Origin of the sequence: Bacillus tequilensis KCTC 13622 (genome assembly GCF_000507145.1) — a bacterium.
Lineage (GTDB): Bacteria > Bacillota > Bacilli > Bacillales > Bacillaceae > Bacillus > Bacillus tequilensis.
Window position 1 is genome coordinate 183,779 of record NZ_AYTO01000007.1, and the last position, 12,599, is coordinate 196,377.

The 12,599-nt window shown below is 44.4% G+C and carries 13 protein-coding genes and 1 pseudogene; 10 read left to right on the forward strand and 4 right to left on the reverse strand.

The window, feature by feature from the left end; genetic code table 11:
* The first annotated feature begins 81 nt into the window (after positions 1 to 81).
* Entirely contained in the window at positions 82 to 450 is a 369-nt protein-coding gene (cotNE, locus tag V756_RS0102485) for an inner spore coat protein CotNE (protein ID WP_024713270.1), read from the forward strand.
* Between the two features lie 244 nt (positions 451 to 694).
* Positions 695 to 1,057 carry a hypothetical protein gene (locus tag V756_RS0102490; protein WP_024713271.1) on the forward strand — a complete coding sequence of 121 codons (363 nt, stop codon included), beginning with the start codon at positions 695 to 697 and terminating at the stop codon, positions 1,055 to 1,057.
* 42 nt (positions 1,058 to 1,099) lie between these two features.
* Here the strand turns inward: V756_RS0102490 and V756_RS0102495 are convergent, their stop codons facing one another.
* Positions 1,100 to 1,498 (reverse strand): hypothetical protein, encoded by a 399-nt coding sequence (locus V756_RS0102495; RefSeq protein ID WP_024713272.1) that lies wholly within the window; start codon positions 1,496 to 1,498, stop codon positions 1,100 to 1,102.
* A gap of 176 nt (positions 1,499 to 1,674) precedes the next feature.
* On the opposite strand from V756_RS0102495, the gene V756_RS0102500 reads away from it, so the two are divergent.
* Positions 1,675 to 2,640: an iron-hydroxamate ABC transporter substrate-binding protein gene (locus tag V756_RS0102500; protein ID WP_024713273.1), complete on the forward strand. Its 966-nt coding sequence runs from the start codon at positions 1,675 to 1,677 to the stop codon at positions 2,638 to 2,640.
* A 33-nt stretch (positions 2,641 to 2,673) separates the two neighbouring features.
* Here V756_RS0102500 and V756_RS01000000121735 read toward each other — a convergent pair.
* Together V756_RS01000000121735 and iolA are read right to left on the reverse strand one after the other, a co-directional pair.
* Positions 2,674 to 2,838 (reverse strand): annotated as a pseudogene (locus V756_RS01000000121735) (YxeA family protein); the annotation flags it as partial.
* Between the two features lie 23 nt (positions 2,839 to 2,861).
* The gene (gene iolA / locus V756_RS0102510; protein ID WP_024713274.1) at positions 2,862 to 4,325 is read right to left on the reverse strand and encodes a methylmalonate-semialdehyde dehydrogenase; all 1,464 of its coding nucleotides are present in this window, start codon (positions 4,323 to 4,325) and stop codon (positions 2,862 to 2,864) included.
* 355 nt (positions 4,326 to 4,680) lie between these two features.
* Between iolA and iolR the strand changes: the two genes are divergently transcribed.
* From iolR to V756_RS0102545, 7 genes are all read left to right on the forward strand, one after another.
* Positions 4,681 to 5,436, forward strand: a complete 756-nt coding sequence (gene iolR / locus V756_RS0102515; protein WP_024713275.1) for a myo-inositol utilization transcriptional regulator IolR — start codon at positions 4,681 to 4,683, stop codon at positions 5,434 to 5,436.
* 53 nt (positions 5,437 to 5,489) lie between these two features.
* Entirely contained in the window at positions 5,490 to 6,422 is a 933-nt protein-coding gene (locus V756_RS0102520; RefSeq protein ID WP_024713276.1) for an aldo/keto reductase, read from the forward strand.
* Between the two features lie 308 nt (positions 6,423 to 6,730).
* Complete coding sequence (locus tag V756_RS0102525; RefSeq protein ID WP_024713277.1) at positions 6,731 to 7,381, forward strand: hypothetical protein; 651 nt, start codon at positions 6,731 to 6,733, stop codon at positions 7,379 to 7,381.
* A gap of 3 nt (positions 7,382 to 7,384) precedes the next feature.
* Complete coding sequence (locus tag V756_RS0102530; protein ID WP_024713278.1) at positions 7,385 to 7,690, forward strand: DUF2653 family protein; 306 nt, start codon at positions 7,385 to 7,387, stop codon at positions 7,688 to 7,690.
* Between the two features lie 169 nt (positions 7,691 to 7,859).
* Complete coding sequence (locus V756_RS0102535; RefSeq protein WP_081719749.1) at positions 7,860 to 8,426, forward strand: CGNR zinc finger domain-containing protein; 567 nt, start codon at positions 7,860 to 7,862, stop codon at positions 8,424 to 8,426.
* Positions 8,427 to 8,537: 111 nt separating this feature from the next.
* The gene (locus tag V756_RS0102540; RefSeq protein WP_024713280.1) at positions 8,538 to 9,050 is read left to right on the forward strand and encodes an HPP family protein; all 513 of its coding nucleotides are present in this window, start codon (positions 8,538 to 8,540) and stop codon (positions 9,048 to 9,050) included.
* Positions 9,051 to 9,159: 109 nt separating this feature from the next.
* Positions 9,160 to 10,545: a sugar porter family MFS transporter gene (locus tag V756_RS0102545; protein ID WP_024713281.1), complete on the forward strand. Its 1,386-nt coding sequence runs from the start codon at positions 9,160 to 9,162 to the stop codon at positions 10,543 to 10,545.
* Between the two features lie 37 nt (positions 10,546 to 10,582).
* Here the strand turns inward: V756_RS0102545 and htpG are convergent, their stop codons facing one another.
* Positions 10,583 to 12,463, reverse strand: coding sequence for a molecular chaperone HtpG (htpG, locus tag V756_RS0102550; protein WP_024713282.1), 1,881 nt, complete (start codon positions 12,461 to 12,463; stop codon positions 10,583 to 10,585).
* Between the last annotated feature and the right edge of the window lie 136 nt (positions 12,464 to 12,599).

Consider the following 12,599-nt stretch of genomic DNA (forward strand, 5'->3'; position numbering starts at 1 on the left):
AGGCAAGTGCCGTGGCACTGTGCCAATGACTACATAAGTTATAAGGAATTCACCCACATTATTTTTAAGGAGATTGATGACATGAATCCATACCAATATTACAGTCCGCAGCTGCCTCAGCAGGAGCCTTACTATAGCCAATATGAATACAACTCCTATCCGCAGCAGGATTATTATGATTCCTACCAGGCGGACAGACAGACGCCGGCATTAGAAAGAAGAGTGGCTGCACTTGAACGGCAAAACGAACAGCAAACACGAGAGTTAACACGCCTCACGAATGAAGACCGCCGTCAAAATCGGGAAATTGCGCGGATGGCCGAACAAGTCAATCAGCTAAGCCAGATTGTTGAACGCCATACACGCCGCTTAAACCGGCTCAATCAGCGTCTCCGCACAGTAGAAAACAGACTGAACATCCCATTTACCGCAGGCGAAGGCGGTTTCTGAAGCAGGCAAAGAAAAAAGCGGAATGCGATTCTCCCGAATTCTGGGTTTCGTTTTCCGCCTTTCTTATGGTATTAAAACGGAGGTTTTACATAAAAAGGGTTTGTACCAGTATACAATCTTTATTGATTTCGTTCAAAGATAGAAGGGGTAAGGAAAATAAATGCAGTTCCTCATTTGCAGAATTTCTTTTCATTCAGGTTGCATGATAATACCGATTCAAATCAATCGACCACATGGAGGAATTATGTATGCATACAACACAACACAACACAGCCTGCAGCAGCTGAACCAATGCCGACAGACTGCTCAGCAGCTCATTCAGCAAACACAGCAAAGCAGCCAGCAATACCGCCAAATGCTTCATCAGGAGCAGCAAAACATTCAAATGCTGCAGCAGATTCTAAACCACGAACAACAAGCTGCACACACGATTCAACAAGCGCTGCACGGACATGACATGGCAATTCAAAAATGCCAGCAGGTAGTCAACATGTGCAACCAAATGCAGCAGGAGCTCACTGGACAATCCGGCGCCATGAATTCGAATGTGTCAGCACTCCCATTCGGTCAAAACACGCCATTCCAGCAGCATACCTACCAGCAATAGCATAGAAAAAGCTCAACACAATGCCAGTGTTGAGCTTTTTTCTTACCGTTCTTTGCGAATATGTATATCTTGAATAGACTGTTTTGGCACATGAAATCTGCTTTCAGCTTCACTTCTTGCCTCGGCAAAGGCCCTTGCCTCCACATGATCTTTATAGACATCCAGCTGAATCAAAAACAGCGGGCGCACTTTAAAGCCGTGAATAATGGTCACCGCCCATAACGGGACCACAATAAAAACGCCGGGCGGAACGGGCAACACAAAACCAAACGCAGCAATGAAAAAATAAATGATTCCGTACATGATCCACTTTCTATTTCTCACCTTGATGCCAATAAATAAAAAGGCAAAAAAACTGGTAATCGCAAAAGGCATGAAAATAAACAGCAGCCACCAGCTGTGAAGCCATTCCCACGCGGCACCTCTTTTCGTAATTCCCATATATACCTCCTCCTATTTACCTATAATAATCGATTAAGCAAACCGCGTCACCTGTCAACAACAAAACGTTCTCTCCTTAAATAGTGATAGACGGGACACAGGTTTCCTGCTATATTATTAAATGATAATGATAATCATTACTAATTATTCAACGTACATATTGGGGGGTTTTCTCGATGAAAAAGAACATAATGCTCATAGGCATGCTCGTGCTGCTTCTCATGTTTGTCAGCGCTTGCAGCGGTACGGCTTCGAAAGGAAGCTCAGGTGATTCAGCTTCAGATAAGACAGAAATGAGAACATACAAATCAACAAAAGGGAACGTCAACATTCCTGCGCACCCAAAACGCATCGTCACTGATTTTTATGCTGGAGAATTGCTGTCTGTCGGGGCAAATGTGGTCGGCTCAGGCTCATGGTCATTTGATAATCCGTTTTTGAAATCAAAGCTGAAAGATGTGAAGGACGTCGGTGATCCGATCAGCGTTGAAAAAGTGATGGAGCTTCAGCCTGACTTAATTGTTGTCATGAATGAAAAGAATGTCGATCAATTAAAGAAAATCGCTCCAACTGTAGTCGTTCCTTATAACACATCGAAAAACGTGCGGGATACGGTCAGCATGTTCGGAGATATCGCCGGAGCGAAAGACGAAGCGAAATCATTTATGGCTGACTTTAACAAAAAAGCGGAAGCAGCTAAAAAGAAAATTACCGGCGTCATCGACAAAGATGCAACTTTCGGCATTTATGAAAACACGGACAAGGGCGAATTCTGGGTGTTTAATGACAACGGCGGACGCGGCGGCCAAGCCGTATACAATGCGCTGGGGTTAAAAGCGCCTGAAAAAATTGAGCAAGATGTTATCAAAAAAGGAGAGATGAAACAGCTCTCTCAAGAAGTGATTCCCGAGTATGCCGCAGATTATATGTTCATTACGGACTACAATCCGAAAGGCGAAAGCAAAACATTTAAGCGACTTAAAGATTCATCCATTTGGAAAAATCTCGACGCCGTAAAGCACAATCGGATTTTTATCAACGACTTCAGCACCTTCTATCCGTATGACCCGATTGCCGTCAGCCAACAGATCGATATCATCACCGACATGCTGATCAAACGGGCCGAAGAAAATAAAAAATAAGAAAACGGCACAGCTTAAGGCTGTGCCACAGTTTTACTTTAATTTTGTCTGTACGGAGTCCGGCATATCTTTAAACCTGACTTCTTCCCAAGTCTCGACATACTTTCCTTTCGCTTTCACCTTCAAATACGCGTTCTTCCGAAGGTCTTTCCCGGCGAAAAAGGTCACTTCTTCTTTTTTTCCGGATGCGTTGTATCCGTGAGGCCTCACACAGACGTCGTTTAGCTGAAATCAGGTGCCGGATATCTTGCCGTCACCACTTTTTTACGCGTATAGAAGTCGACGCTGTCTTTTCCGTTCGCATGCAGCGTTCCAAAGAATGAAGACTTCCAGCCTGAGAATGGGAAGAACGCCATCGGGGCCGGCACACCAAGGTTGATGCCAAGCATTCCCGCATCAATGTTTTCACGGAAGTAGCGGATTGCGTTTGAGTTGGATGTGAACAGGCAGGCGCCGTTCGCAAACTCAGACTTATTGGCAATTTCAATCGCTTCTTTCAGGTTTTTCACACGGATGACAGATAAAACCGGCGCGAAAATTTCATCCTTCCAGATCGTCATCTCTGTTGTGACATTGTCAAAGATCGTCGGGCCGACAAAATAGCCGTCGTCAGACATATTTTCACGTCCATCACATACGAGCCTCGCACCTTCTTCAAGCCCTTTTTCGATGTAGCTGAGCGTGCGCTTCTTGTTGTCCTCGCGAATCATCGGCCCTAAGAACACACCGTCATCCAGGCCGTTGCCGATTTTAATGTCAGCCGCTTTTTCCTGCAGCTTTGCCATAAACTCATCAGCGATTCCTTCTTCAACCGTCACAACCGCACACGCCATGCAGCGCTCACCAGCAGAACCAAAGGCTGCTCCGATAATGTTTGTGATCGTGTCTTCGAGGTGCGCATCGTTCAGGACAATCGTATGGTTTTTCGCGCCAGTCAGAGATTGAACCCGTTTTAAGTTTTCGCTTCCTTTTTTGTAGACATATTCGCCGACCGGCTTGGAGCCTACGAATGAAATCGCTTTAATTTCTGGGTGTTCGAGGATGCCGTTCACAACATCATGCGCGCCGTATACGACATTGAATACCCCTTTCGGAAGGCCCGCTTTTTCAAAAAGCTCAACCAATTTCTCTGTTAACAGCGGTGTCCGCTCAGATGGTTTTAAAATAAAGGTGTTGCCGAGCGCGATTGCCATCGGAAACATCCAGCAAGGAACCATCATCGGAAAGTTGAAGGGCGCGATTCCGCCGACAACTCCGATTGGGTAGCGGTAGTTTGCCGCTTCAACATCTGTTGCGATGGAAGTAAGTGAGTCACCCATCATCAGGGAAGGTGCCCCGGCCGCGAATTCCACGTTTTCAATTCCGCGTCCCACTTCACCAAGCGCTTCTTTTGTGTTTTTTCCATTTTCAATGGTAATCAGATGAGCAAGCTCTTCTTTATGCTGAGACAGCAGCTGCTGGAAGTTGAATAGAATTCTGGCACGCCGCGGAACCGCCACCTTTGACCATGTTTGAAAGGCCTCAGCCGCTGTTTGCGCTGCGTAATCAATATCCTCTTTTGTCGAAATCGGCACTTGGCACAATACTTCTTTCGTCGCCGGATTGACAACGTCTTCATATTGTTCTGTTTTGCTTTCAACCCATTCACCATTCATATAGTTTCTTAATTTTCTGATTTCCGTCATTCTTATTGCCTCCTTCATTAGTAAACACATACACTTGTACATAGATTCGTATCAATATCCACTTTTCAGCAAGCTAAGAATTAAACGCTTTCAAAAAAAAGAAATGGTGTTGCCATTTTAATACAAACAACCTTTTCTAGCAAACTAGGTTACTTTTTGGTCATTTATTGGTTGTGTTTTAGTCATAAACACTGCATATTTTCATTATTTTATTAGATTAATCTTTTAACCAATAAAGTGAATAACAAGATGTCCGTCAAATCTTGCAAAAGATATACACCGGTGTTATCATTTTGAATCAACTTTTGATTAACTTTCGGTTTTATTATACAAGATGCAAGAAGGAGTTTTTTATATGAAACTGATGCGGATTCAGGAAATGGAGGAGTACATTTTATCGCATGGCACTGTTTCCTTAGATGAGCTGTGCCAAGTGTTCAATGTCTCCAAAAACACAGTCAGACGCGATATCAATAAGCTAACAGAAAAAGGTGCGATTGAAAAAGTATACGGCGGCGTAACATCGATTGATAAAAACGCATTGGATCCTTTTGAGAATCGCACCATTCAGCATCAAGATGAAAAAACAAAAATCGCCCATTACGCTTCCCGTTTTATTGAAGATCACGATTTGGTCTTCATTGATTCAGGAACGACGACAAAGTCTATTCTCGATACGCTTGATCCGGCCAAAAATGTCACCATTTTAACCAACAGTTTAGACATTATCAATGCGGCGGCACCTTTGCAGAATATTAACTTAATCATTATCGGAAACAGCTATAAGAGAAAAACGCGCTCCTTTGTCGGCATGGAGGACCCGGCTATGCTTGATAAGTACAATATCAACAAAGCCTTTATGTCTGCTGCAGGAACGACGCTGACACACGGATTGACCAACTCCGATCTGCTAAAGTACGAAATTAAAAAGAGGATTTCGGAAAAAGCAAAAGAAGTGTATTTATTGGCAGACCATTCTAAATTCGGAAAATCAACGCTTTTGACGTATGCGCCGTTTGACAGGCTGCATTGCATCGTGACCTCTCAGCCTTTAGATGACGAGTACACGCAGTATTGCAATGAGCATCAAATCGGCATTCATCTGGCCTAACGTTTACAATAGTGTTGAGAGTCTTTCATCCATTTTATTCTAGGAGGCAGATCATGAAAAAAGCTACGCTCGGAAAATCAGACTTGCAGGTATTCCCTATCGGCTTAGGAACAAATGCGGTAGGAGGACATAACCTCTACCCGAACCTGAATGAAGAAACCGGAAAAGAATTGGTGCGCGAGGCGATCCGCAATGGCGTGACGATGTTAGATACCGCCTACATTTACGGGATCGGCCGTTCCGAAGAATTAATTGGTGAAGTGCTGCGCGAATTCAATCGTGAAGATGTTGTCATCGCGACGAAAGCCGCACACAGAAAACAAGGAAATGACTTTGTCTTTGATAACTCACCGGAATTCCTTAAGAAATCAGTTGATGAAAGCCTGAAGCGTTTGAACACAGATTATATCGATTTATTCTACATTCACTTCCCGGACGAACATACACCGAAGGATGAAGCCGTCAACGCTCTGAATGAAATGAAGAAAGCCGGCAAAATCCGCTCTATCGGTGTCTCCAACTTCTCTTTAGAGCAATTGAAAGAAGCAAACAGAGACGGGTTGGTAGATGTATTGCAGGGCGAATACAACCTGTTAAACCGTGAAGCGGAAAAGACTTTCTTCCCGTATACGAAGGAGCATAATATTTCATTTATCCCTTACTTCCCGCTTGTATCAGGATTATTGGCAGGAAAGTATACAGAAGATACAACGTTCCCAGAAGGCGACCTGCGAAACGAACAGGAACACTTCAAGGGCGAGCGTTTCAAGGAAAATATCAGAAAGGTCAACAAGCTTGCGCCGATTGCCGAAAAGCACAACGTGGACATCCCTCATATCGTATTGGCTTGGTATTTGGCAAGACCGGAAATTGATATTTTAATCCCTGGAGCAAAACGTGCCGATCAGCTGGTTGATAACATCAAAACAGCCGACGTGACGCTTTCTCAAGAGGATATTTCATTTATTGATCAGCTGTTCTCATAAGAAGAATAAAACAGCCTTCTCCCGATGGAGAGGCTGTTTTTTTGTGCAAAATTGATCTGTCATTCTTTGTTGTATGATGAGAAAGTCCCTTAATAGATTCGAAGAATAACGATTTCGAAGCAAAATCTTACAAAAAGAGCCATAAATCCGATAAAATAAAGGTAATATATCAGAAAGAAAATGATTGAAAAAGCAAAATAAGAGATGAAACGTCTAGAAATAAGAGACTGATATGAAAATCTGACCCCATTTCTTTGATTTGCTGTTCAGAATAACGGGCCGTTTCGGCGGTCTATGGAGGAAACAGAATGAAACTTAAATATGTAAAGGCCTTAGTCGCAGCAACCGTTGCTTTAGGTGTACTGCTGCCATCTACCATTTCTCATGCCAAAAGTTTTAGCGGCCGCTCATCGTCCAGTTACAGCAGCCGAAGCTCAAGCTCGTCCTACAGCGGGAGCTATAAATCCAGTCCGAAATCAAGCTACAGCTCAGGATCAAGCTCTTCTAGCAAAAAATCCAAGACGTCTGATGACTCATCATCATCGATCTCGCTGAAAAAGAAACCTTCCGAAAAATCGAGCTCATCAAGCTCTAAAAAGTCGTCAGGCACCTTTTCCGGCGCTACATCAAAAGTAAGCGGGAAGACATACAGCGGAAAAACGTCTAAAGCCTATGTGGGCGGACGCTATGTTTCAGTCAACCATTACTACCACGCAGGATTTGCGCCATCAGGCTGGTTTGGCTATTATAGCGGGTTCACAATGGGTATGTTTATGACCAGCATGATGCACCCGTGGGGCTACACCTATCATCCAGTCGGGGGCCCGGGCTATGTTTCTTACGGCGCTTCGCCCATCGCCTGGATCGTTGATATCATCGGGTTAATCGTGATTTTAATCATTGTGATCGCGCTGATTCGCGCATTTAAAACACCGCAGACGTACAGAAGGAGATTTTAGGTCATGAGATTAGTATTAAATGAACAAGAAATTGTGGACGGCATTTGCGTGTATATTTCCAATGAAGAAGATATCTACCCGGAGGACGTTGAAGTAAAAGAACTGTCCTACAACAAACGAACAGGATTCTTCGCAGAAGCCAAATACGGCCCGCACTACAAGAAGCTTATGTCAGATGACATTTCAGAAGGCATTATCCAGTTCCTAGAGGAATACCACAATTTCAATCCAGACGTGACCGTCGTTGAATTGCAATTTGATAAGAAAAAAGGATTTTCCGCCTTGGTTTTTGTCAACGAGGAAGAATAAAAATCATAACCTTACTCCGCGCGAGTAAGGTTTTTTTGATATTTTCCCCTCAACGGCACTTTTCCGGCAAAATAAGAAGAGCACACCGCCTGAGAGCTCACATGCTGATTCATATCCTTGCGCAAAAAAGGTTTTGGCGCTTACAATAATTTTGAAAGGAATGATCACAATGACAAATGCTCAATTCCCTCTTATCACACATAACCTTTCTCTCGATCTCGTAAATACTGAAATCATTAGCTATGATAAACGGCACGATCTCATCCAATCAGGAAAAGATCTGATGGCATGGTTAGCCATAATGGGAGAAACTGCCCCTTTTCTCAATTCTTTGACACTGCAGCAAGTCCAAGAACAGTTGCAGTCGATTCATCAATTCCGCGCTGAGCTGAGAAAACACTTTGAACGTATCGCCGAAGGCAGTGAACCTTCTCAAGCTTTTATCTCTTTCCTGCAAGATCAAATCGCCGCCGCTCCCTTTTCTTATCAAATCATAGATGATAAACTTGCCCGCATTCCGAATGGAAAACCGGATGATTCCGTTTTATCGCTTATCGCTTACGATGCGTTATGGCTGATTCATACGAAAGAAATCAAACAGCTGAAACGGTGCGCAAATGAAAAGTGCATTTTGCTTTTTCTTGATAAAACAGGAAGGCGAAAATGGTGCTCCATGAAGATTTGCGGCAACAGACATAAGGTCTCACGCCATCAGAAAAAAATGAATCTTGAGTAAGAATCCGTTCCCCAGCGAACGGTTTTTTTATCGAACCAAAAACTAACCTTTAAAAATAAAATTGACAGGTTAGTTTTTACCTATTATTCTATACATACTGGAGGGATAAATATGGAAAACAATTTCTTTTTGAAAATGAAAGGAACAGGAAAAACGCCTTTACAGGTAAACGGCAAAGACGCGGTTACAGGGCTCATAGGAGGATTTATCACCATACTGGCACTCGCGTCGCTGACCGCTTATACATCAAGCTTATGGTTAATGGCGCCTTTTGGAGCAAGCTGTGTGCTCGTATTCAGCGCTTGGAACGCCCCCTTATCACAGCCGAGAAATGTGATTGGCGGCCACTTTATTTCCGCGCTTACCGGGATTGTTGTCCTTCACATATTCGGCGCCCACCCATGGACCTTTGCATTGGGGACAGGGCTTGCCATTTGTTTGATGATGCTGACCAAAACCACTCATCCTCCTGCCGGCGCTGACCCGATTGTCGTCATTCAAGGGGCATATGCTTGGAGTTATTTAGTATTTCCCGTACTCATTGGATCTGTCATCATCGTGGTCATTGCTCTAGTTATCAATAACTTACGGAAAAATCGCCAATACCCCGCATTTTGGCTTTAATGTTTTTCCTTTTTTCAAAACAAATGTTTCAAATCAGATAGGAAATGGGTACTACTCTATTAACTTTGTTATACATACTCATTGGCTCAACAACTGAGGAGGAACATTTGTGAAGACAAGCACAAAGAAATATATGATCTACTTTTTCGGCGCTTTAGGAGGGCTGCTTTACGGATACGATACCGGCGTCATCTCTGGAGCGCTGCTGTTTATCAACAACGATATTCCTTTAACGACATTGACAGAAGGATTGGTTGTCAGCATGCTGCTTCTTGGCGCGATTTTCGGTTCTGCCCTGAGCGGCACATGCTCCGATCGCTGGGGCAGGAGAAAAGTTGTATTTGTCCTTTCCATCATATTTATTATCGGCGCGCTCTCCTGCGCGTTATCTCAAACAATCGGCATGCTGATTGCGTCTCGGGTAATTCTCGGGTTGGCCGTCGGCGGTTCAACAGCGCTTGTACCCGTATACCTGTCAGAAATGGCACCGACGAAAATCCGCGGGACACTCGGCACGATGAACAACTTAATGATTGTCACAGGAATTTTGCTCGCCTATATCGTTAACTACCTGTTCACACCGTTTGAGGCGTGGCGCTGGATGGTCGGTCTTGCCGCGGTGCCTGCCGTGCTTTTATTAATCGGCATCGCGTTCATGCCGGAATCGCCAAGATGGCTCGTCAAGCGCGGCCGTGAAGAAGAAGCAAAACGAATCATGAACATCACGCACGATCCCGAAGATATTGAAATGGAATTGGCAGAGATGAAGCAAGGGGAAGCGGAGAAAAAAGAAACGACACTCGGCGTGCTGAAATCCAAATGGATTCGCCCCATGCTTTTGATTGGCGTTGGCCTTGCCATTTTCCAGCAGGCCGTCGGCATTAACACGGTGATCTACTACGCGCCGACCATTTTTACGAAGGCCGGCCTTGGCACGTCAGCTTCCGCACTCGGCACATTGGGGATCGGCGTCCTCAACGTCATCATGTGTATCACCGCCATGATCTTGATTGACCGTGTCGGCCGCAAAAAGCTTCTGATCTGGGGAAGCGTCGGCATCACACTGAGCCTTGCCGCATTATCAGGCGTGCTCCTGACACTGGGACTCTCCTCATCAACGGCATGGATGACAGTTGTCTTTCTCGGTGTTTATATCGTCTTTTACCAGGCGACATGGGGTCCGGTGGTTTGGGTGCTCATGCCTGAACTCTTCCCGTCCAAAGCGCGCGGAGCCGCGACAGGATTCACCACTTTGGTGCTATCGGCAGCCAACCTGATCGTGTCGCTCGTCTTCCCGCTGATGCTCAGCGCCATGGGCATCGCATGGGTCTTTATGATTTTCTCAGTTATTTGTCTTCTCTCCTTTTTCTTCGCTTTCTACATGGTTCCGGAAACCAAGGGGAAAAGCTTGGAAGAAATTGAAGCGAGCCTGAAAAATCGTTTTAAAAGGAAAAAAAACAGCCAAAGCAAAGTGCTGAATGAGCGTACATTATAAAAAAAAGGAATCGTCTCCGGGACGATTCCTTTTTTTATTACACCATAACCTTGCAAATATTGTTCGTAAATTCCACAGGGTCCTGAATCGGCAGGCCTTCGATGAGAAGCGCCTGATTGTACAGAAGGTTTGTGTACAGGCTCAGCTTCTCTTTATCTTGTTCAAACGCGTCCTGCAGCGTTTGGAACACCTCATGATTCGGGTTGATTTCCAGCACTTTTTCCGCCTGTACATTTTGGCTGTCAGGCATCGCGTTTAAGATTTTTTCCATCTCGATTGTCACTTCGCCGTCAGCGGCAAGACAGACAGGATGTGATTTAAGGCGTTTTGAGATTCTGACGTTTTTCACTTTGTCTGACAGAATGTTTTTCATTTCCTCAAACAGATCCTTGTACTTGCTTTCCTCTTCCTCGGACTGCTTTTGGTCCTCATCCGTGTCTATGCCAAGGTCTCCGCTTGATACGGATTTGAATTCTTTTTCCTGATAAGATGCCAGCATTTTAATCGCAAACTCATCGATATCTTCAGTGAAGTAGAGAATTTCATAGCCTTTGTCCGCGACCATTTCCGTTTGCGGCAATTTCTCAATGCGGTCGTAGGAATCACCGGTCGCGTAATAAATGTATTTCTGCTCCTCAGGCATTCTGGATACGTACTCGTCTAAGCTGACCAGTTTTTTCTCTTTGGAAGAGTAGAATAACAAGAGGTCCTTCAATTGATCCTTATTCGCGCCAAAATCATTGTACACACCGAATTTCAGCTGTCTGCCGAACGACTTGTAGAACGTCTCGTATTTCTCTCGGTCTTTTTTCAGCAGGCTTTGCAGCTCGCTTTTGATTTTTTTGCTGATGTTTTTCGCGATCAGCTTCAGCTGGCGGTCATGCTGCAGCATTTCTCTGGAGATGTTCAGCGACAGATCCTCGGAATCGACCATGCCCTTCACAAAGCTGAAGTGGTCCGGAAGCAGATCGGCGCATTTGTTCATGATCAGCACGCCATTGGAATAGAGCTCCAAGCCTTTCTCATATTCCTTGGAATAATAGTCAAACGGCATGTTTTCAGGGACGAATAGAATCGCATTGTAGCGAACGGCTCCATCCACACTGATATGAACATGTGTGAGCGGTTTATCAAATCCGTAATGCTTTTCAGCGTAGAACGCTTCATAGTCCTCATCTGTCAGCTCACTTTTGTTTTTTCTCCAGATCGGCACCATGCTGTTGACCGTCTGTTCTTCCTGCACCTCTTCAAATTCATTCTCGCTGCCTTCCTTCGGCTTATTAATGGTTGTATCCATTTTGATCGGGTAGCGAATGAAATCGGAGTACTTCTTGATGATCGATTTTAAGCGATATTCTTCTAAGAATTCGTCGTAGTTGTCGTCTTCTGTGTTTTCTTTGATTTTCAGGATAATATCTGTACCGACAGCATCCTTTTCGCAAGGCTCAATCGTATAGCCGTCCGCACCCGCGGACTCCCATTTATATGCCTCTTCACTGCCTAGCGCCTTACTGATGACCGTCACAACATCGGCAACCATAAACGCCGCGTAAAAACCGACACCGAATTGGCCGATGATGTCGTGTCCGTCTTTCAGCTCGTTTTCCTTTTTAAACGCGAGGGAACCGCTTTTCGCAATTGTTCCGAGATGCTGTTCAAGCTCGTCCTTTGTCATCCCGATTCCTGTATCGGAGATCGTTAATGTTCTCGCATCTTTATCAGCTGCGACCTTTATGTAGTAACTGTCTTTATCAAACGTAAGCGCATCGTCCGTCAGCGCTTTGTAATAGATTTTGTCAATCGCATCACTCGAATTGGAGATTAACTCACGCAGGAAAATTTCTTTTTGAGTATAAATGGAGTTAATCATCATATCCAGCAGTCGTTTGGACTCTGCTTTAAACTCTTTTTTCGCCACTGTAGATCGCCCCTTTTTGGTATGTTGTTAGGTTATGTAAACTCTTTTCAGCATCTATTTATCACATCCGGTGACAATTGTCAATCAGATTGATAGATGCATATATATGTAAATTTAACATGATTGAGATGCGCTT

Excerpts from the sequence above, each read along its gene's own strand:
- cotNE (WP_024713270.1), top strand. The coding sequence starts at position 82 with ATGAATCCATACCAATATTACAGTCCGCAGCTGCCTCAGCAGGAGCCT.
- V756_RS0102540 (WP_024713280.1), top strand. The coding sequence starts at position 8,538 with ATGGAAAACAATTTCTTTTTGAAAATGAAAGGAACAGGAAAAACGCCT.
- V756_RS0102490 (WP_024713271.1), top strand. The coding sequence starts at position 695 with ATGTATGCATACAACACAACACAACACAGCCTGCAGCAGCTGAACCAA.
- V756_RS0102530 (WP_024713278.1), top strand. The coding sequence starts at position 7,385 with ATGAGATTAGTATTAAATGAACAAGAAATTGTGGACGGCATTTGCGTG.
- V756_RS0102495 (WP_024713272.1), bottom strand. The coding sequence starts at position 1,498 with ATGGGAATTACGAAAAGAGGTGCCGCGTGGGAATGGCTTCACAGCTGG.
- iolR (WP_024713275.1), top strand. The coding sequence starts at position 4,681 with ATGAAACTGATGCGGATTCAGGAAATGGAGGAGTACATTTTATCGCAT.
- iolA (WP_024713274.1), bottom strand. The coding sequence starts at position 4,325 with ATGACGGAAATCAGAAAATTAAGAAACTATATGAATGGTGAATGGGTT.
- V756_RS0102500 (WP_024713273.1), top strand. The coding sequence starts at position 1,675 with ATGAAAAAGAACATAATGCTCATAGGCATGCTCGTGCTGCTTCTCATG.
- V756_RS0102520 (WP_024713276.1), top strand. The coding sequence starts at position 5,490 with ATGAAAAAAGCTACGCTCGGAAAATCAGACTTGCAGGTATTCCCTATC.
- V756_RS0102525 (WP_024713277.1), top strand. The coding sequence starts at position 6,731 with ATGAAACTTAAATATGTAAAGGCCTTAGTCGCAGCAACCGTTGCTTTA.
- V756_RS0102535 (WP_081719749.1), top strand. The coding sequence starts at position 7,860 with ATGACAAATGCTCAATTCCCTCTTATCACACATAACCTTTCTCTCGAT.